This window comes from Pseudoduganella lurida (assembly GCF_007830455.1).
Lineage (GTDB): Bacteria > Pseudomonadota > Gammaproteobacteria > Burkholderiales > Burkholderiaceae_D > Rugamonas > Rugamonas lurida.
Genome location: NZ_VLLB01000004.1, coordinates 293,656 through 312,403, shown reverse-complemented (window position 1 = coordinate 312,403; position 18,748 = coordinate 293,656). Strand labels below are relative to the sequence as shown.

Genomic DNA, 18,748 nt, shown 5'->3' with positions numbered 1-18,748 from the left:
CTACGTCAAGGCGTATCAAAACTTGCTATCTGGTAGCGTTGCAGGACGCGGCCGTGCCCGAAAATGAACAAGCCGCCCGGAGGCGGCTTGTCTTCAGCGGGGAGCGCTTACTTCGGGCTGGCCCAGCTGTCCTTCAGCGTGACGATCCGGTTGAACACGGGCTTGCCCGGCTGCGAGTCGACGCGGTCGGCAATGAAATAGCCATGGCGCTCGAACTGGAAGCGCTGCTCCGGCGCCGCGTCCTGCAGGCCCGGCTCCAGGTAGGCGGTGACGACTTCCAGCGCCTTCGGGTTCAGGAACTCCTTGAAGTCCTTGCCGCCGGCATCCGGCTTTTCCTCCGTGAACAGGCGGTCGTACAGGCGCACTTCGGCCTGCAGCGCGGCAGTGGCGCTGACCCAGTGGATATTGCCCTTCACCTTGTACGTGTTGGCGCCATCCGTGCCCGATTTGCTGTCCGGGAAGTAGTTGACGTGCACGGCGACCACTTTGCCGTTTTCATCCTTGTCGTAGCCCGTGCATTCGGCCACGAAACCGTACTTCAGGCGCACGCGGGCGCCCGGCTGGTCACCGATCGGCGGATAGAAGCGGAAGTAGCCCTTGCTCGGCACTTCCATGAAGTCTTCTTCCTCGATCCACAGCTCGCGGGTGAACGGGAACGTGCGGTTGCCCAGTTCCGGATGGTGCGGGTGCACGGGGGAGCTGCACTCGACGGTCTCGTTCGCGTCGAAATTATCGACGATCAGCTTCAAGGGCTTCAGCACGGCGATCGCGCGCGGCGCCTTCGGGTCCAGGTCCTCGCGCACGGCGCCTTCCAGCACGCCGTAGTCGATCCAGCCGTCCGACTTCGTCACGCCGGTGCGCTCGGCCATGAGCTGGATGCCTTCCGGCGTGAAGCCGCGGCGGCGCATGCCCACCAGCGTGGGCAGGCGCGGATCGTCCCAGCCGTCGACGATGCCTTCCTCGACCATCTGGCGCAGCTTGCGCTTGCTCGTGACGATGTAGGTGAGATTCAGGCGCGCGAATTCATACTGCTTCGGCACCGGCTGCTGGAAGAAGCCGCCCTCGGCCAGCGTGGCCAGCAGCCAGTCGTAGAACGGCCGGTGGTCCTGGAACTCCAGCGTGCAGATGGAATGGGTGATGTTTTCCAGCGCGTCCGAGATCGGGTGCGTGTAGTCGTACATCGGATAGATGCACCACTTGTCGCCCGTGCGGTGGTGGTGCGCATGGCGGATGCGGTAGATGGCCGGATCGCGCAGGTTCATGTTCGGCGAACTCATCGCGTCTTCCGAGATTTTCGCGCGCAGGATGTGTTCGCCATCCTTGAACTTGCCGGCCTTCATGTCGCGGAACAGCTGCAGCGATTCTTCGGCAGGACGGCTGCGGAACGGCGAATTCACGCCCGGCGTATTGAAATTGCCGCGGTTGGCCGCCATGTCCTCGGCGCTCTGGCTGTCCACGTAGGCGTAGCCGGCCGTGATCAGGTATTCGGCCATCTCGTACAGCTGGTCGAAGTAATTGCTGGCGTAGTACAGGTGGTTGCCGGCACCCGTCGGGCCCTTGTGCTCCCAGTCGAACCCCAGCCATTTCACGCTGTCGATGATCGAGTCGACGTATTCCTGCTCTTCCTTGGCCGGATTGGTGTCGTCGAAGCGCAGGTGGCAGCGGCCCTGGTAGTCGCGGGCCAGCCCGAAGTTCAGGCAGATCGACTTGGCGTGGCCGATGTGCAGGTAGCCGTTCGGCTCGGGCGGGAAGCGCGTGATGACGGACGGCAGTCCGTCGCGCTGGTGCGCGCCGGTGGCGAGGTCATGTTCGACGATGTTGCGGAGGAAGTTCGGTGCCGGCGCCGCGGTTGGCGCGCCTTTTGCAGTGTTTTTGTCGTTGCTCATTTAAAAAGGCAAGGATGGGAGTGATTTAGCGGGCCATTTTACCGTAGGACAGGGCGTGCGTCGGGACGGCCGCCGGTTTTCTGTAGGATAATTCGCCCTTATGTCTTTATTTTCGGGGCCATCGTTACTTCATGGATAATTTGTACAACGTGCTCGGCGTGGCACCCAATGCCACCGACGACGAGATCAAGAAGGTCTACCGGTCGCTGGCGATGCGCTTCCATCCCGACCGCAATCCCGAACCTGGCGCCGATGCCCGCTTCAAGGCCATCGCCAAGGCGTACGAGGTGCTGTCCGACCCCGTCAAGCGGGAAGAATACAACCAGAGCGTCAACCACCGCATCATCATCGATCCGGAAGCTGAGGCCTACCAGCTGTGGCGCTCCGTCTTCGGCCTGCACGGCGTGACCCTGCCGGCAGAATGAAGTATTGCTGCACACCGTTTTCACAGAGAGTCTGAACATGAGAAAAGTACACCCCGAGTTCGCCTTCCAGTCGCGCGAACTGGCCGAACAGATCGAAGGCATCCTGGGCGATCCGCCGGACCGCAAGAACTACCAGGCGATGACGACCGCGCTGCGCACCGAGTATGCCAACGGTTCCGGCATCGAGGACCTGAACATGATGGCGTTCGCGCTGGTGGACGTGATCGAGATCGGCGATCCGAAGGCGCTGCTGGCCGATGCCGAGGACTTCGAGTTCGGCGATCCGGCGCACGTGTTCGCTGCCGTGTCCTGCCCTGACGGCCCGGCGGCCGAGATGCTGGCCGCCATCGAGGAAAACCATCCGGACCTGGGCCGCCAGGCGATCGTCACGGCCTTCCTGCACAAGCACCCGCGCATGTGGGACGACGACGACACCTCGCTCGACCAGCTGGCCGAAGGCGACGATGGCGACGACGTGGATGACGAAGAGAGCGGCGCGAGCGACGATTTCACCCAGATGTTCGACCAGGAAGGAGACCACTGATGGCCGATACCGCAGACAACGCGTCGCCCAGCTACCTGCCCGCGATCAGCAAGCAGGTGACGGAACTGGTGCTGGCCGGCTCGATCAGCCACGCCGAGCAGGCCTTTGCCGATGCCGCCGAGCAGCACGGCGACCTGGTGGTGGCCGAAGTGCTGGAAACCATCCCGCCGCACGTGACGGCGCTGCACATGGCCGGCTTCGACGGCGGCAAGCTGTCGCTGGCCACGCTGCTGGTGCCGCCGAAGGCCTGGGCCGCCAGCCTGGCCTACATCGCCGCCACGTGGAACGAGGACATGATCGAGGACGATCCCGAGCGCATCGCCGAGTCGCTGTTCGCGCACATCCACGGCGTGGTGTTCGGCACCGAGGATGAAGAGCGCCGCCGCGAGCTGCTGCTGGAAGCGTCCGCTTCCGACTTCGGCGCGACGGTGTTTGCCATCGTGTTCTCGCTGGCACCGAAGGAGATGCTGGAAGTGGCCGGCGAGGTGATCTCGAAGGGCTCGTACCTGACGGCGCATTCGTCGTCGGACAACGACGTGATCCCGCTGGCCGTGGCGCTGGCGCAGGCCAGCGAGGATGGCTGGGACCGCGCGCTGTTCGAGCTGTTCCCGGAATTCCGCCACAGCGCCGACCTGGCCGATGCCGAGTATTCCGACGATCCGGACGAGGAAGAACCGTCCGTGCTGCAGCGTTCCACCAAGGAGCTGCTGTACCGCCTGCGCAAGCAGGTGCCGAGCACGCGCACCGCCACCGGCCGCACGCCGCGTCGCACCGTCGGCACGGGGATCTTCGGCTGATGCTGCCCGCACTCGTCCGCGAAAACCTGCCGAGACTCACGCGCGCCATCAAGCTGCTGCCGGGCGATACCCGCCCGGACGCGGCGGTGACGCTGGCCGACGAACTGGCCGGCATCACCGCGATGGTGGCGGAGAAATTCACCAATAACCGCACCGCCGACGGCATCGGGCGCGCCGTGCAACTGACCACCGGTGGCGTGTCGCTGGGCCTCGAACAGCTGATGACGGTCGACAGCGATGCCGCCGCGCTCGATTTCCTCGTCGATCACGGTGCCGAGGCGGCGTTCCAGGCCGGCTTCCGCCAGCTGAAGGACCTGTCGGCCATGCCGGAAGACACGCTGGTGGGCGAGTACGACCAGGATCCCGTGTATGCCCAGCGGCGCCTGCGCGACATCTTCTTCGAGATCTGCCTGACGGACCCGAACGCCAACTGGGACGGCCCGGCGCGCTACCAGGAGCAGCTGAAGCAGCGCACCGAAGCGCAGGCCGTCGTCCGGCTGGCCAACTGGCTGCGCCGCCACAATACCGGCGGCCCGGTCCAGGATCCCGACCTGAATGCGGAAGGGGTGATTGCGCTGGCGATCATCTTTGCCGTCGAAGGGACCGGCCGCATCGTCGCGCGCACCGGGCAGAAGGACTTCGAGCGCTTCGTGAAGGCGGTGCGCAAGAAGAAGGCCAACTACGAGGCCGACTACGAAGCCGGCTGGGCGCAGCTGGTGGCCGCCGTGCCCGTGCAGCACCACCCCGTGCTGCTCAATCGCATCGACGTCTACCGCAACAGCTGCACCGTGCTCCAGCACATCCCTGGCCGCACGGCCATGAAGACGCTGTTCGCCGAGCTGGAGAACTACGGCGGCTCCGAGCTCGATCCCGACTACGACTGATCAGGCAAGAACATCGGGGACAGCCACCTATTTTCGGGAAAGATGCCCGAAAATAGGTGGCTGTCCCCGATTTACTGTTCCGCAGCGGCCGCCTCCCTCGCCAGCGCCACGAACGCCGCCACCATCGCATTCCCGCCATCGGTACGCTGCGCCAGCAGCAGCGATGTCGCCGCCTCCGGATCGGCGAGCGGCCGATAGACGACACCCTCCATGTGGATGCCCTCGAACGAGCTGGGCAGCACCGAAATCCCGCATCCCGCTGCCACCAGCCCGATGATCGTCGACGCCTCGCCGGCCTCCATCGCGATCTGCGGCGTGAAGCCGGCCGCGCGGCACAGGCGGAACAGCTGCGGGTAGATGCCCGTGCCGGCATCCTTCGGGAACACGACGAACGGTTGCCCCGCCAGGTCCTTGACGGCGATGCTGTCCTGGCGCGCCAGCGGCGAATCGGCCGGCAGCACCACGCGCAAGGGATCGGTACGCAACGAGGTCATCTTCACCGTATCCGGCAGCGGAACGGCCACCGTGCGCACGAAGCCGAGGTCGAGCTCGCGCGCCTCCAGCTTCTCCAGCTGGTGCAGCGTGGCCATCTCGACGAAGGTCAGCAGAACGCCCGGATACAGCTGGCGGTAGCGCCGCACCACGGTCGCGAACAGGGGCGTGAACGGCGTCGAATACGTAAAACCTACCTTCAGCTGGCCCGCTTCGCCCCGTTCCGCGCGCCGTGCCGTCTCCTTCGCCTGGTCGGCCAGCGCGAGAACGCGCCGCGCATCGTCCAGGAACAGCTTGCCCGCTTCGGTCAGCAGCACACGGCGCTTGTTGCGGTCCAGCAGGCGCGCGCCCACCTCGTGCTCGAGCGCCTGGATCTGCTGGCTGAGCGGCGGCTGGCCGATGTGCAGGCGGTCGGCGGCGCGCGTGAAGCTCAGCTCTTCGGCAACGGCAACGAAGTAGCGCAGATGACGGAGTTCCATTATCTTTTTTAAGTATCAAAAGCGCTTCCAATATATATATTGGACAGTAATACCGGTGCAATCCTAAGATGGTTTCCCGTCCCCGAAAGCCGCACCATGGACCGCCTCTCTCCTGCCAGTCCCGCCTTCAAACGCACCAACCGCGCCCTGTTCTTTGGCGGATTCTCCTGCTTTGCGCTGCTGTACTGCGTGCAGCCGCTGATGCCGCTGCTGGCCCACCAGTTCGCGCTGACGCCGGCGCAGAGCAGCCTGTCGCTGTCGGTCTCGACGGGGGCGCTGGCCGTCTCGCTGCTGGTGTCGTCGGCGTTCTCGGACCGGCTGGGTCGCAAGAACATGATGGTCACGGCGCTGTTCCTGGCCGCGCTGATGACGCTCGTCTGCGCCGTCGCCCACGATTTCCACCAGCTCCTAGCGGCGCGCGCGCTGCTCGGTGTGGCGCTGGGTGGCATGCCGGCCATTGCCATGGCCTACCTCAGCGAAGAGGTGGAGCCGGCGTCGCTGGGCCTGTCGATGGGCCTGTACATCAGCGGCAGCGCGTTCGGCGGCATGCTGGGAAGGGTGCTCACGTCCGTTGTCTGCGACTTTCTCAGCTGGCGCGTGGCGCTGGCGGCGATGGGCGTGGCCGGGCTGCTGGCCGCGTTCGAGTTCTGGCGCAGCCTGCCCGCGTCGCGCCATTTTCGCGCCACGGCGGGTGGGCTGGACGAGATGGTGTCCGGCGTCCGCCGCCACCTGGGCGATGCCGGCCTGCCGTGGCTGTTCGCGCTGGCGTTCCTGCTGATGGGCTGTTTCGTGAGCGCCTATAACTTCATCGGCTTCCGGCTGCTGGGCGCGCCGTTCTCGCTGCGGCAGAGCATCGTCGGCGGCATTTCCTTCCTGTACCTGCTGGGCATCTTCAGCTCCGTGTGGGCCGGCAAGCTGGCCGACCGGCTGGGGCGCCGCAGGGTGCTGTGGGCCACCATGTCCGCGATGTTCGCCGGGCTTTTACTGACGCTGGCCGACAACCTCGTCGCCATCGTTGCCGGCATGGCGCTGTTCACGTTTGCCTTCTTCGCCTCGCACTCGATCGCCAGCAGCTGGGTGGGGCGGCGCACCCGCACCCAGCAGGCGCTGGCCTCGGCGCTGTACCTGTTCTTCTACTACCTCGGCTCCAGCGTGGTGGGCTGGCTGTGCGGCGTGCTGTGGGGACACGGCGGCTGGAACGCCGTTGTCGCCCTGCTGGCGGTGCTGCTGGCGGGTGGCCTGCTGATCGCGCTGCGCCTGCGCCATCTCGCGCCGGTGCCGGCCCACGCGGTCGAACCGGAGGCGCCGCAGCCGGCATGAACGTTGAGCCTGCTCAACCGGCAGGCGGACCGGGGCAACCTTTGCGGCGCAGTCCGCTCCAAGCATGAACGCCGCAGCCGCGGCCCCGAACGTTCATGGAGAGGAGGGAACCATGTTGGGAGAACAGGAACTCCGCAGCCGCCTCAGCAGCCTTCAGCTGGCCGTCGGCCACGCCGCGCAGGCGCTGTCGGCCGAACGCAATATGCCTGGCGAACTGCGCGACTACATCCAGAAGCTGGACCGCCAGTCGGACCGCATCACGGAAATCCTCGCCCTGCGCGACCGCGCCCGCATCGTCAAGCTGATCGACGACATGGAGCTGCTCGGCGCCCGCGCGCGCCGCGTCTGTACCAGCGGGCTGCCGCTGTCCGGCCAGATGAAATCGGCCGTCAACCACATGCACAACGAGCTCATCGAGTTCAAGCAGCAGCTTCACTGAGAGCGCACTCTGCACCTTTGCACCGCTTGCGGCGAGGGCGCCGTGCCGGCACCTGGGCCCTTGTCGCGGCGCCGGCCTCGCGGCCCGCTGCGGCAACAGCACGACGCCCCTTGGGCCGCCCCGCATCGACGGATGCGCGGGCGGTTTTTTTTCGCATGTCCCGGTGCCTGGCACCAGGACACGGGCTCATCAATCAATATCCCGGTGCCTGGCACCGAGACACGGGCTCATCAATGACCTGGTGCCTGGCACCAGGACACGGGCTCGGCAGTAGGCGCGCCTAAAGAACGCCGCGGGCGCGCAGTGCCGCGACATCGTCCGCGCTGCGCCCCAGCAGCCCGCCCAGCACCTCATCGGTATGCTGCCCCAGGGTTGGAGGCGCGGAGCGCACCTCGGCCGGCGTGGCCGATAACTGCATCGGGCTGCGCACCAAGGCCGTGCTGCCGGCGGTGGGGTGGGGCACGTCGACGACCATGCCGCGCGCCAGCACCTGCTCGTTGCGGAACACATCGTCGAGATCGTTGATGGGGCCGCACGGCACGCCGGCCGCTTCCAGCTGCGCGATCCACTCGTCGCGGGTTTTCGTCAGCGCCATCTCCGCCAGTAAAGGGACCAGCACGTCGCGATGCTGCACCCGCAGCGGATTGGTGGCGAAGCGCGGATCGGCGGCGAGATCCGCCCGGCCGCCGGCTTCCACGAATTTGCGGTACTGCCCGTCGTTGCCGGCCGTGACGATGATGTGCCCGTCCGCGCAGGCAAACGTCTGGTACGGCACGATGTTCTGGTGCGCATTGCCCCACCGCTGGGGCGCCTTGCCGCTGTTGAGGTAATTGCTGCCCATGTTCGCCAGCATCGCCACCTGCACGTCCAGCAGTGCCATGTCGATGTACTGGCCCTCGCCGGTGCGGTCGCGGTGGGTGAGCGCGGCCAGGATGGCGACGGTGGCGTACATGCCCGTCATCAGGTCGCACAGCGCCACGCCGGCCTTCTGCGGCCCGCCGCCCGGCAGGTCGTCGCGCTCGCCCGTCACGGACATGAGGCCGCCCATGCCCTGGATCAGGAAGTCATAGCCGGCCCGGTGGGCATACGGCCCGTCCTGGCCGAAGCCGGTGACGGAGCAGTAGACCAGGTCCGGCTTGATCGCCTTTAGCGATTCGTAGTCGAGCCCGTAGCGGGCCAGCTGGCCCACCTTGTAGTTCTCCAGTACCACGTCCGACTGCATGGCCAGCTCGCGCACGATGGCCTGGCCCTCGGCCGTGGCGATGTCCACGGTAACCGAGCGCTTGTTGCGGTTGGCAGCGAGGTAGTAGGCCGCCTCGCGCGTGTCGCGCCCCTCGGCATCCTTCGCATAGGGCGGCCCCCAGGCCCGCGTGTCGTCGCCGCTGCCGGGACGCTCGATCTTGATCACGTCCGCGCCCAGGTCTGCCAGGTTCTGCGAGCACCAGGGGCCGGCCAGCACGCGCGACAGGTCCAGCACGCGCAGGTGGCCCAGCGCGGCGGTTTTGTTCGTCTCCATATTCTTGTCATTTCCTTATTGCGAGAAGCGTAGATTAACGTATCGGCCCGTGCTAAGGTGGCGTCCATGTGGCCCTATCCCACCATGATCGCCCACCGGGGCGGCGGCACCGTCGCGCCGGAGAACACCATCGCCGGGCTGGCGGCCGGCCTGCGCCATGGCTACCGGGCCGTGGAATTCGACGTGATGCTGGCGCGCGATGGCCAGGCCGTGGTGCTCCACGATCCGGATTTCGGCCGTACCGTGCGCGCGTCCGGCAGCGTCACGGCGCTGGATGCGGCGGAGATCGCCAAGCTCGATGCAGGGAGCTGGTTCGGCGACGCGTTCCGTGGCGAGCCGGTGCCGCGCTTCGAGCCGTTCGTCGCATACTGCCAGGCGCACGCCCTGTGGATGAATGTCGAACTGAAGCCCGCCCCGGGCCACGACGAGGCCACCGGCCGCCATGTGGCAGAGACCTTGCGCCAGCTGTTCCGCAACGAAGGGCAATCGGACCAGCTGCCCCTGCTGTCTTCCTTCAGTCCCGCCGCGCTGCGTGCCGCCCGGGCCGCGGCGCCGGAATTTGCCCGGGGCATCCTGTTCCGCGAGCTGCCGCCGGACTGGGAAGGGCAGGCGCGCGAACTGGACGTGCTGGCCGTGCACGTGCACCACGCGGGGCTGACCGCCGCCCATGCCCGGGCCGTGAAGGCCGCCGGATTCGGCCTTTTCTGCTATACGGTCAACGCTCCCGAGCGGGCGCGCACGCTGCTGGACTGGGGCGTGGACGCCCTCTGCACGGACCGGATCGACCTGCTGCGGGCAGACTTTAATTGATTGCTATACCGTATAATCGTCGTTTTGCCAAACCAGCCCGGGCGCGCGCCCCAGCACTAGCCAACCGACATGAAATCATCCGAAATCCGCGAGAAGTTCCTCAAATTCTTCGAATCGAAGGGCCACACGATCGTCCGTTCCAGCCCGCTGGTACCGGGCAACGACCCGACCATGCTGTTGACGAACTCCGGCATGGTGCAGTTCAAGGACGTGTTCCTGGGCCTCGACACGCGCCCGTACTCGCGCGCGACCACCGTGCAGCGCTGCGTGCGCGCCGGCGGCAAGCACAATGACCTGGAAAACGTCGGCTACACGGCGCGCCACCACACCTTCTTCGAGATGCTGGGCAACTTCAGCTTCGGCGACTACTTCAAGCGCGATGCGATCGCCTATGCGTGGGAACTGCTGACGAAGGTCTACGGCCTGCCGGTCGAGAAGCTCACCGTCACCGTCTACCAGGAAGACGACGAAGCCTACGACATCTGGGCGAACGAGATCGGCGTGCCGAAAGAGCGCATCATCCGCATCGGCGACAACAAGGGTGCCCGCTACGCGTCCGACAACTTCTGGCAGATGGCCGACGTGGGCCCGTGCGGCCCGTGCACCGAGATCTTCTACGACCACGGCGCCGACATCTGGGGCGGCCCTCCCGGCTCGGCCGAGGAAGACGGCGACCGCTTCATCGAGATCTGGAACCTGGTGTTCATGCAGTTCAACCGCGACGAAGCGGGCAACATGACGAAGCTGCCGAAGCCCTGCGTGGACACCGGCATGGGCATGGAACGCCTGGCCGCCGTGCTGCAGCACGTGCACAGCAACTACGAGATCGACCTGTTCCAGAACCTGATCAAGGCTGCCGCCCGCGAAACCCGCACGGAAGACCTGGAAAGCAAGTCGCTGCGCGTGATCGCCGACCACATCCGCGCCGCGTCCTTCCTGATCGTCGACGGCATCATCCCGAGCTCGGAAGGCCACGGCTACGTCCTGCGCCGCATCATCCGCCGCGCGCTGCGCCACGGCCACAAGCTGGGCCAGACGAAGCCGTTCTTCTACAAGCTGGCCAATGACCTGAACATCGAGATGGGCGTGGCCTATCCGGAACTGGCCGACAAGCTGGCCTACGTGCAGCAGGTGCTCAAGACGGAAGAAGAGCGCTTCGGCGAAACGCTGGAAAACGGCATGAAGATCCTCGAGGCGCAGCTGGTCAAGGACCCACACAAGCTCGACGGCGGCACCGCGTTCACGCTGTACGACACCTACGGCTTCCCGCTGGACCTGACGGCCGACATCTGCCGCGAGCGCGGTATCACGCTCGACGAAGAAGGCTTCACGGCCGCCATGGAAAACCAGAAGCGCACGGCGCGCGCGGCCGGCAAGTTCAAGATGGCCGCCAACGTCGAGTACAGCGGCGCGAAGACGAGCTTCATCGGCTACGAGCAGCTGGCCTTCGACGCGTCCGTGATCGCGCTGTATGCCAACGGCGCACCGGTGCAGGAGCTGAAGGAAGGCGAAGCCGGCATCGTGGTGCTGGACACCACGCCGTTCTACGCCGAATCCGGCGGCCAGGTGGGCGACCAGGGTGTCATCCAGAGCGCCGGCGCCAGGTTCACCGTGGACGACACGCTGAAGATCCAGGCGGACGTGTTCGGCCAGCACGGCGTGCTGGACACCGGCACGCTGAAGGTCGGTGACAAGGTCTCCGCCCAGGTGGACACGGCCAAGCGCGGCCGCACAATCCGCAACCACTCCGCCACGCACCTGATGCACAAGGCGCTGCGCGAAGTGCTGGGCGGCCATGTGGCGCAGAAGGGCTCGCTGGTCGATCCGGACAAGACCCGTTTCGACTTCAGCCACAACGCGCCGATGACGCCTGATCAGATCGCGCAAGTGGAAGCCATCGTCAACGCCGAGATCCTGGAAAACCACCCGGTCAAGGCGCAGCACATGTCGTTCGACGACGCCGTGAAGCATGGTGCGATGGCGCTGTTCGGCGAGAAGTACGGCGACGAAGTGCGCGTGCTGGACATCGGCTCGTCGAAGGAGCTGTGCGGTGGCGTGCACGTCACCCGCACGGGCGACATCGGCCTGTTCAAGATCGTTTCCGAAGGCGGTGTCGCGGCCGGCATCCGCCGCGTGGAAGCCGTCACGGGCGAGGGCGCGCTGGCGCTGGTGCAGGGCATGGCGCGCCGCCTGAACGAGGCCGCGGCCGCACTGAAGGCCACGCCGGAAGAAATCACATCCCGCATCGGCCAGGTGCAGGACCAGGTCAAGACGCTGGAAAAGGAGCTGAACGCACTGAAGTCGAAGCTGGCATCCGGCCAGGGCGACGAGCTGGCGACGAAGGCAGTCGACGTCAAGGGCATCAAGGTGCTGGCGGCCACGCTGGAAGGCGCCGATGTCAACGCGCTGCGCGAGACGATGGACAAGCTGAAGGACAAGCTGAAGACGGCCGCCATCGTGCTGGCCAGCGTCAGCGGCGACAAGGTCAGCCTGATCGCCGGCGTGACGGCCGATTCCATCACGAAAGTGAAGGCGGGCGAACTGGTGAACTTCGTGGCCCAGCAGGTGGGCGGCAAGGGCGGCGGGCGTCCCGACATGGCGCAGGCCGGCGGCACCAATCCCGCCGCGCTGCCGGAAGCGCTGGCGGCCGTGCAGGCCTGGGTCGAGCAGCGCGTGTAAGCCCGGCTACGGCATGGCAGGTTCGTGTCCCGGTGCCAGGCACCAGGACACTGCAGAAAGCGGCTTCGGCCGCTTTTTTTCATGCATGGAATTCATGTTGATCCCGAGATGACAGGGACGGTTGAGCAGTCGTGTCAGGTCGTTGGAAAGCCCACAAAACGGGGCTGTTCGTCGGCCTGGCAGCCCCGGCGGCGCACTGCGGTGAGGCGCGCACTGCACCGTCGTGACGCAGTGCGGCAGAGTCCATTTCTGTTCTATACTCCGATTCATGCCCGTTGTCTCCAGTATCCCTTTCCTTTTCTGAATCTCTCGTTGCAAAAATGCAACGACGTATGATCTCTTTTGGTGCACCGCGTCAACGCCTACTTTTTGGAGTAGACTGTCATGACTCAGCACAATAATTGGTGAGAATTTGATGAGCGACACTTTACTACTCGATACCGAAATCATGGAATTTCATAAGGAAATCGATGCACGGGGCCTGAACTGCCCGTTGCCGATCCTGAAGGCGAAGAAGGCACTGGCCGAACTGGAGAGCGGCCAGGTCCTGCGCATCGTGGCAACCGATCCCGGTTCCGTGCGCGACTTCCAGGCATTCGCCAAACAGACGGGCAATCCGCTGCTCTCGCATGTGCAGCTGGGCGCCGAATTCACTTTTCTGATGCAGCGCAAGTAACACCAGCTCGCCGCCCCGGTGGCGGATGGGTGAACATGAAGGGACAGTCCTGGCAACGGCACTGTCCCTTTGTTTTGCCGGATCGCGCCGGCATCCGCGATTTAGAGGAAGCCCTCCAGCCAAAAATCGTACGATCGTGCTTTAATCCGTATCAATGCGCTGTATCAATGTGGAAAAGCTCTTATAATCTAGCCCACATTTTCACTATCCATCATTCAAAGGCATCCCATGAAAGTCCTGGTACCTGTCAAACGCGTGGTCGACTACAACGTCAAGGTGCGCGTGAAGTCGGACGGCACTGGCGTCGATATCGCCAACGTCAAAATGTCGATGAACCCGTTCGACGAGATCGCGATGGAAGAGGCGACGCGCCTGAAGGAATCGGGCAAGGTGACGGAAGTGGTGGCCGTGTCGGCCGGCGTGACGCAGTGCCAGGAAACGCTGCGCACCGGCATGGCGATCGGCGCCGACCGTGGCGTGCTGATCGAAACGACGGCCGAGCTGGAGCCGCTGGCCGTGGCCAAGCTGCTCAAGGCCCTGGCCGACAAGGAACAGCCGCAGCTGATCATCCTGGGCAAGCAGGCCATCGACGACGATTCGAACCAGACGGGCCAGATGCTGGCCGCGCTGCTGGGCTGGCCGCAGGCCACGTTCGCCTCGAAGGTCAACCTGGAAGACGGCAAGGTGACCGTCACGCGCGAAGTGGATGGCGGCCTGGAAACCGTGGCCCTGACGCTGCCAGCCATCGTCACGACCGACCTGCGCCTGAACGAGCCGCGTTACGTGACGCTGCCGAACATCATGAAGGCGAAGAAGAAGCCGCTGGAAACGATCAAGCCGGAAGACCTGGGTGTCGACGTGACGCCGCGCCTGAAGACGGTCAAGGTCGCCGAGCCGGCCAAGCGCTCCGCCGGCATCAAGGTGCCGGACGCCGCCACGCTGGTGCAGAAGCTGCGCACCGAAGCCAAGGTCATCTAAAAATATTCAAGGAACCATCATGGTCGCACTCGTCATCGCAGAACACGACAACGCCAGCCTGAAAGGCAGCACCCACCACACCGTGACCGCCGCAGCCCAGTGCGGCGGCGAAGTCCACGTGCTGGTCGCCGGCTCGAATGCCGCCGCCGCCGTGCAGGCCGCCGCGCAGATCGCCGGCGTCACGAAGGTGCTGGTCGCCGACGCGCCGCACTTCGCCGACGGCCTGGCCGAGAACGTGGCCGAGCAGATCCTCGCGATCGCCGGCAGCTACAGCCACATCCTGGCCCCGGCCACCGCGTACGGCAAGAACATCCTGCCGCGCGTGGCCGCCAAGCTGGACGTGGCGCAGATCTCCGAAATCACCAAGGTCGACGCGCCCGACACGTTCGAGCGCCCGATCTACGCCGGCAACGCGATCGCCACCGTGCAGTCGTCCGACAGCGTGAAGGTCATCACCGTCCGCACCACGGGCTTCGATTCGGCGGCCGCTACCGGCGGTTCGGCCGCCACGGAAAACCTGACGGCCGTGGCCGATTCCGGCAAGTCGTCGTTCGTGGGCCGCGAAGTGGCCAAGTCGGACCGTCCGGAACTGACCGCCGCGAAGATCATCGTCTCCGGCGGCCGCGGCATCGGCTCGGCCGACAACTTCAAGGTGCTGGAACCGCTGGCCGACAAGCTGAACGCCGCCATGGGTGCCTCGCGCGCCGCCGTCGATGCCGGCTTCGTGCCGAACGACTGGCAGGTGGGCCAGACCGGCAAGATCGTCGCACCGTCGCTGTACATCGCCGTCGGTATTTCCGGCGCGATCCAGCACCTGGCCGGCATGAAGGATTCGAAGACGATCGTGGCGATCAACAAGGATCCGGAAGCGCCGATCTTCTCGGTGGCCGACTACGGCATCGTGGGCGACCTGTTCGAGGTCGTGCCGCAACTGGTGAAAGAACTGGGCTAAGAACCCCAAGGCTACGCTGACAACGAGCCACGCTGGCCAGGCCCACCGCCTTGCCACCGTGGCTTTTTTACTGGAGACGACAATGAGCTATCAAGCCCCGATCAAGGACATGCTGTTCGTGATGAACGAACTGGCCAACCTGGACGCCATCAGCGCGCTGCCCGGCTGCGAGGACGCCACCCGCGACACGGCCGAAGCAGTACTGGAAGAGAATGCCAAGTTCGTCAGCGGCGTGATCGCGCCCCTGAACCACGCCGGCGACAAGGAGCCGAGCTACTGGCACGACGGCCAGGTGACCACCTCGAAAGGCTTCAAGGAAGCGTTCCGCCAGTTCGGCGAAGCCGGCTGGCAGGGCCTGCAGCATCCGCAGGAGTTCGGCGGCCAGGGCCTGCCGAAGCTGGTCGGCACGCCGTGCGTCGAGATGCTGCACGGCGCCAACCTGTCGTTCGCGCTGGTGGCACTGCTGTCGGACGGGGCGATCGAGGCGCTGCTGACGGCCGGCAGCGATGCGCAGAAGGCGACCTACCTGGCGCCGCTGGTGACGGGCAAGTGGACCGGCACGATGAACCTGACGGAGCCGCAGGCCGGCTCCGACCTGGCGGCCGTGCGCACGCGCGCCGAACCGCAGGGCGATGGCACCTATAAAGTGTTCGGCACCAAGATCTTCATCACGTACGGCGAGCACGACATGACGGAGAACATCGTCCACCTCGTGCTGGCGCGCACGCCGGATGCGCCGCCGGGCGTGAAGGGCATTTCGCTGTTCATCGTGCCGAAGTTCCTGGTCAACGAGGATGGTTCGCTCGGCGCGCGCAATGACGTGCAGTGCGTCTCCATCGAGCACAAGCTGGGCATCAAGGCCAGTCCCACGGCGGTGCTGCAGTTCGGCGACCACGGCGGCGCCATCGGCACCCTGGTGGGCGAGGAAAACCGCGGCCTGGAATACATGTTCATCATGATGAACGCGGCCCGCTTCGGCGTGGGCATGCAGGGCATCGGCCTGGCCGAGAACGCGTACCAGCAGGCGGTGGCCTTCGCCCGCGACCGCGTGCAGTCGCGCGACGTGGCCGGATCAAGCGGCCCCGTCACCATCATCCACCACCCGGACGTGCGGCGCATGCTGATGTCGATGCGCGCGCAGACCGAAGCGGCGCGGGCGCTGGCTTACGTGGGCGCCAGCTACCACGATATCGCCCGTCATCACGAAGATGAAGAGACGCGCGCCGCGCATCACGCGATCTATGAATACCTGGTTCCCGTCATCAAGGGCTGGTCGACGGAGCTGAGCGAAAACGTGGCGCGCGACGGCGTGCAGGTGCATGGCGGCATGGGCTTCATCGAGGAGACGGGTGCCGCCCAGCATTATCGCGATGCGAAGATCCTCACGATCTACGAAGGCACCACGGCCATCCAGGCCAATGACCTGGTGGGCCGCAAGACGCTGCGCGATGGCGGCAAGGTCGCGCAGCACCTGATCGCGCAGGTGCGGGCGACCGGCACGCAGCTGGGGGAAACGGAAGATACGGCGTTCGCTGCCATTCGCCAGCGCCTGGAGCAGGGCGCGGCCGACCTGGAAGCGGTGGTGGCGTTCGTGCTGGCCAATGCGAAGAGCGATGTCAAGGCGGTGTTCGCGGGCAGCGTGCCGTACCTGAAGCTGGCCGGCATCGTGCTGGGCGGCTGGCAGATGGCGCGTGCCGCACTGGTGGCACAGCAGAAACTGGCCGAAGGGAATGGCGATGCGGCGTTCTACACCGCCAAGATCGCCACCGCGCGCTTCTTTGCCGAGCACGTGCTGGTGCAGTCCGGCGCGCTGCGCGCCGCGATCGTCGATGGGCATGCCAGTGTGCTGGCGCTGGCGGAAGATCAGTTCTGAAGGGCAGTTCCCTCTGTGAACGCCGGCCAATGCCGGCGTTTTTTTTGGCGTCGTCCCCTTGCCTGGAAGTTGCATGGCTAACGCTTTCGGTTGGTTTCCCTGCAAGCGCAGCGATCACGCACACAACTGTAGACGCCCAGCGACGCACTTCCAGCCACTGCGCGGGATCGTGATTGTCCAGGACGTGCAGCGAAGTCAAGTGTTTCCCAGGCCACACCATTTGATCGTTGCTCACTTGTAACAGTTCATCGATAAAATATTTCATTTGCGCATTTTGAGTTGACTAAACGAAATCTTAACGTCAACATGACGTCGATTTCCTCAATTCCGTCAAATTCATCGTTTTTTCCTTTCGCAAATGAATCTTCAGAACCTCAAAATCGGTACCCGGCTGTCCGCAGGGTTCACGGCCGTGCTGGCACTGTTGCTGGGAATCGCCTGGCTTGGCCTGCACAATATGGCGGCCCTGCAGTCCGACCTGCGCCGGGTTACCGAGGTCAACAATACGGGCATCCATCTCGCCTCGGAGATGCGTTCCGATGTGGTGGACCGCATGATCGCCCTGCGTAACCTGGCGCTGCTGACGGACGCGAAGGAGCTGGAACCGGAAGTGAAACGGATCGAGAAGGATGCGGCCCGCTATGCGGAATCGAATGCCAGCCTGAGCAAGCTGTTCGAGGCAAACAATGCCGGTGCCGAGGAGCGTGCGCTGCTGGCGAAGATCCAGGGCCTGTCCCGCGACATCCAGCCGCTGATCGAGAAGGCCAGCGCCCTCGGCCTGGCGCACGAGCGCGACGAAGCCACCCGTGTGCTGCTGCATGAAGTGCGGCCGATCCAGTTCCAGTGGCAGGCGGCGCTGACGGACCTGGTGGCGCGCGAGGAAAAGATCAATGAGGACGAAAAGGAAGAGGGCGAAAAGGCCTACGAGACGGCCCGTATGGTCGTCTTCGGCCTGACGGCACTGGCTGTGGTGGCCGGCTTTGCCATCGCCCGCTTCACGTCGCGTTCCATCACGAAGCCGCTGGCACAGGCCGTGGCCGTGGCGCAGACGGTGGCCGCCGGCGACCTGCGTACGCAGATCGATGTGCGCAGCAGCGACGAAACGGGCCAGCTGCTGGAGGCGCTGCGCGCGATGAGCGACAGCTTGGGCGGCATCGTGGCGCAGGTGCGCAGCGGCACCGAAACGATCACCAGCGCGTCGGATGAAATCGCCACCGGCAACCTGGACCTGTCCTCGCGTACCGAGCAGCAGGCCAGCGCGCTGGAGGAAACGGCATCGTCGATGGAAGAACTGGCCGCGGCCGTCAGCCACAATGCCGGCAGTGCGCGCACCGCCGCCGAAATGGCCGAAGCCACGCGCGCCGTGGCCTCCCAGGGCGGCGAGGCGGTCGGCGAAGTGGTGCGCACGATGGAATCGATCGATGCCTCCGCCAAGAAGATCGTCGACATCATCGCCGTGATCGACGGCATCGCGTTCCAGACCAATATCCTGGCCCTGAATGCGGCGGTGGAGGCAGCCCGCGCCGGCGAACAGGGCCGCGGCTTTGCCGTCGTTGCCAGCGAAGTGCGCAACCTGGCGCAGCGCTCGGCCAGCGCCGCGCAGGAAGTGAAGGCGCTGATCACGGATTCCGTCAGCCAGGTGGAGCAGGGCAGCGCGCTGGTCAACCGGGCCGGCGCCACGATGCGCGAAGTCGTCGCCAGCGTTGAGCGCATGACGTCGGTCGTTGGCGAAATCAGCAACGCCACGCACGAGCAGGAAGCGGGCATCCAGCAGATCAACCAGGCCGTCAGCGACATGGATGCCACCACCCAGCAGAACGCCGCGCTGGTCGAGGAAGCGGCCGCCGCTGCCGCCTCGCTGCAGGACCAGGCGAAGGAGCTGTCCGGCCTCGTCAGCGTGTTCCAGCTGCCCGCCAGCAGCAGCGCACCGCGCCTGGGCGTCACGAAGCATCCGCTGCTCGCCGCCTGATCCGTACGCTGCAATGCAAAAAGCCCCGC

At 65.4% G+C, this 18,748-nt stretch carries 16 protein-coding genes; 13 read left to right on the top strand and 3 right to left on the bottom strand.

Annotation, left to right across the window (positions count from 1 at the left end; all coding sequences use genetic code 11):
* Positions 1 to 107: 107 nt before the first annotated feature.
* Complete coding sequence (locus IP91_RS13820; RefSeq protein ID WP_145649652.1) at positions 108 to 1,886, bottom strand: glutamine--tRNA ligase/YqeY domain fusion protein; 1,779 nt, start codon at positions 1,884 to 1,886, stop codon at positions 108 to 110.
* Between the two features lie 131 nt (positions 1,887 to 2,017).
* On the opposite strand from IP91_RS13820, the gene IP91_RS13815 reads away from it, so the two are divergent.
* Genes IP91_RS13815 through IP91_RS13800 form a run of 4 tightly spaced genes read left to right on the top strand, consistent with a single transcriptional unit; the run spans position 2,018 to position 4,536 of the window.
* Entirely contained in the window at positions 2,018 to 2,311 is a 294-nt protein-coding gene (locus IP91_RS13815) for a DnaJ domain-containing protein (protein ID WP_145649651.1), read from the top strand.
* A 37-nt stretch (positions 2,312 to 2,348) separates the two neighbouring features.
* Positions 2,349 to 2,855, top strand: a complete 507-nt coding sequence (locus IP91_RS13810) for a hypothetical protein (protein WP_145649650.1) — start codon at positions 2,349 to 2,351, stop codon at positions 2,853 to 2,855.
* The gene (locus IP91_RS13805; protein ID WP_145649649.1) at positions 2,855 to 3,652 is read left to right on the top strand and encodes a hypothetical protein; all 798 of its coding nucleotides are present in this window, start codon (positions 2,855 to 2,857) and stop codon (positions 3,650 to 3,652) included. The genes IP91_RS13810 and IP91_RS13805 overlap by 1 nt, the downstream gene beginning before the upstream one ends.
* Positions 3,652 to 4,536: a hypothetical protein gene (locus IP91_RS13800; protein WP_145649648.1), complete on the top strand. Its 885-nt coding sequence runs from the start codon at positions 3,652 to 3,654 to the stop codon at positions 4,534 to 4,536. The genes IP91_RS13805 and IP91_RS13800 overlap by 1 nt, the downstream gene beginning before the upstream one ends.
* A gap of 71 nt (positions 4,537 to 4,607) precedes the next feature.
* Here the strand turns inward: IP91_RS13800 and IP91_RS13795 are convergent, their stop codons facing one another.
* Positions 4,608 to 5,507, bottom strand: coding sequence for a LysR substrate-binding domain-containing protein (locus IP91_RS13795; protein ID WP_145649647.1), 900 nt, complete (start codon positions 5,505 to 5,507; stop codon positions 4,608 to 4,610).
* Between the two features lie 96 nt (positions 5,508 to 5,603).
* Here IP91_RS13795 and IP91_RS13790 point away from each other — a divergent pair, with 96 nt between their 5' ends.
* Entirely contained in the window at positions 5,604 to 6,827 is a 1,224-nt protein-coding gene (locus IP91_RS13790; RefSeq protein ID WP_145649646.1) for an MFS transporter, read from the top strand.
* A gap of 112 nt (positions 6,828 to 6,939) precedes the next feature.
* Entirely contained in the window at positions 6,940 to 7,266 is a 327-nt protein-coding gene (locus tag IP91_RS13785; protein WP_145649645.1) for a hypothetical protein, read from the top strand.
* Positions 7,267 to 7,546: 280 nt separating this feature from the next.
* Here IP91_RS13785 and IP91_RS13780 read toward each other — a convergent pair whose 3' ends face one another.
* Positions 7,547 to 8,782: a CaiB/BaiF CoA transferase family protein gene (locus IP91_RS13780; RefSeq protein ID WP_145649643.1), complete on the bottom strand. Its 1,236-nt coding sequence runs from the start codon at positions 8,780 to 8,782 to the stop codon at positions 7,547 to 7,549.
* Between the two features lie 66 nt (positions 8,783 to 8,848).
* On the opposite strand from IP91_RS13780, the gene ugpQ reads away from it, so the two are divergent.
* The 7 genes from ugpQ (at position 8,849) to IP91_RS13745 (ending at position 18,719) form a co-directional block, all read left to right on the top strand.
* Positions 8,849 to 9,592, top strand: coding sequence for a glycerophosphodiester phosphodiesterase (ugpQ, locus tag IP91_RS13775; RefSeq protein ID WP_145649641.1), 744 nt, complete (start codon positions 8,849 to 8,851; stop codon positions 9,590 to 9,592).
* A gap of 69 nt (positions 9,593 to 9,661) precedes the next feature.
* Entirely contained in the window at positions 9,662 to 12,271 is a 2,610-nt protein-coding gene (alaS, locus tag IP91_RS13770) for an alanine--tRNA ligase (RefSeq protein ID WP_145649639.1), read from the top strand.
* A gap of 448 nt (positions 12,272 to 12,719) precedes the next feature.
* Complete coding sequence (locus IP91_RS13765) at positions 12,720 to 12,947, top strand: sulfurtransferase TusA family protein (RefSeq protein ID WP_145649828.1); 228 nt, start codon at positions 12,720 to 12,722, stop codon at positions 12,945 to 12,947.
* A 228-nt stretch (positions 12,948 to 13,175) separates the two neighbouring features.
* A complete protein-coding gene (locus IP91_RS13760) occupies positions 13,176 to 13,925 on the top strand; it encodes an electron transfer flavoprotein subunit beta/FixA family protein (RefSeq protein ID WP_145649638.1) in 750 nt (249 codons plus the stop codon).
* Positions 13,926 to 13,944: 19 nt separating this feature from the next.
* Complete coding sequence (locus IP91_RS13755) at positions 13,945 to 14,877, top strand: electron transfer flavoprotein subunit alpha/FixB family protein (protein WP_145649636.1); 933 nt, start codon at positions 13,945 to 13,947, stop codon at positions 14,875 to 14,877.
* A gap of 82 nt (positions 14,878 to 14,959) precedes the next feature.
* Positions 14,960 to 16,750 carry an acyl-CoA dehydrogenase gene (locus IP91_RS13750; protein WP_145649634.1) on the top strand — a complete coding sequence of 597 codons (1,791 nt, stop codon included), beginning with the start codon at positions 14,960 to 14,962 and terminating at the stop codon, positions 16,748 to 16,750.
* 358 nt (positions 16,751 to 17,108) lie between these two features.
* Positions 17,109 to 18,719 carry a methyl-accepting chemotaxis protein gene (locus IP91_RS13745; protein ID WP_145649633.1) on the top strand — a complete coding sequence of 537 codons (1,611 nt, stop codon included), beginning with the start codon at positions 17,109 to 17,111 and terminating at the stop codon, positions 18,717 to 18,719.
* Positions 18,720 to 18,748: the final 29 nt, after the last annotated feature.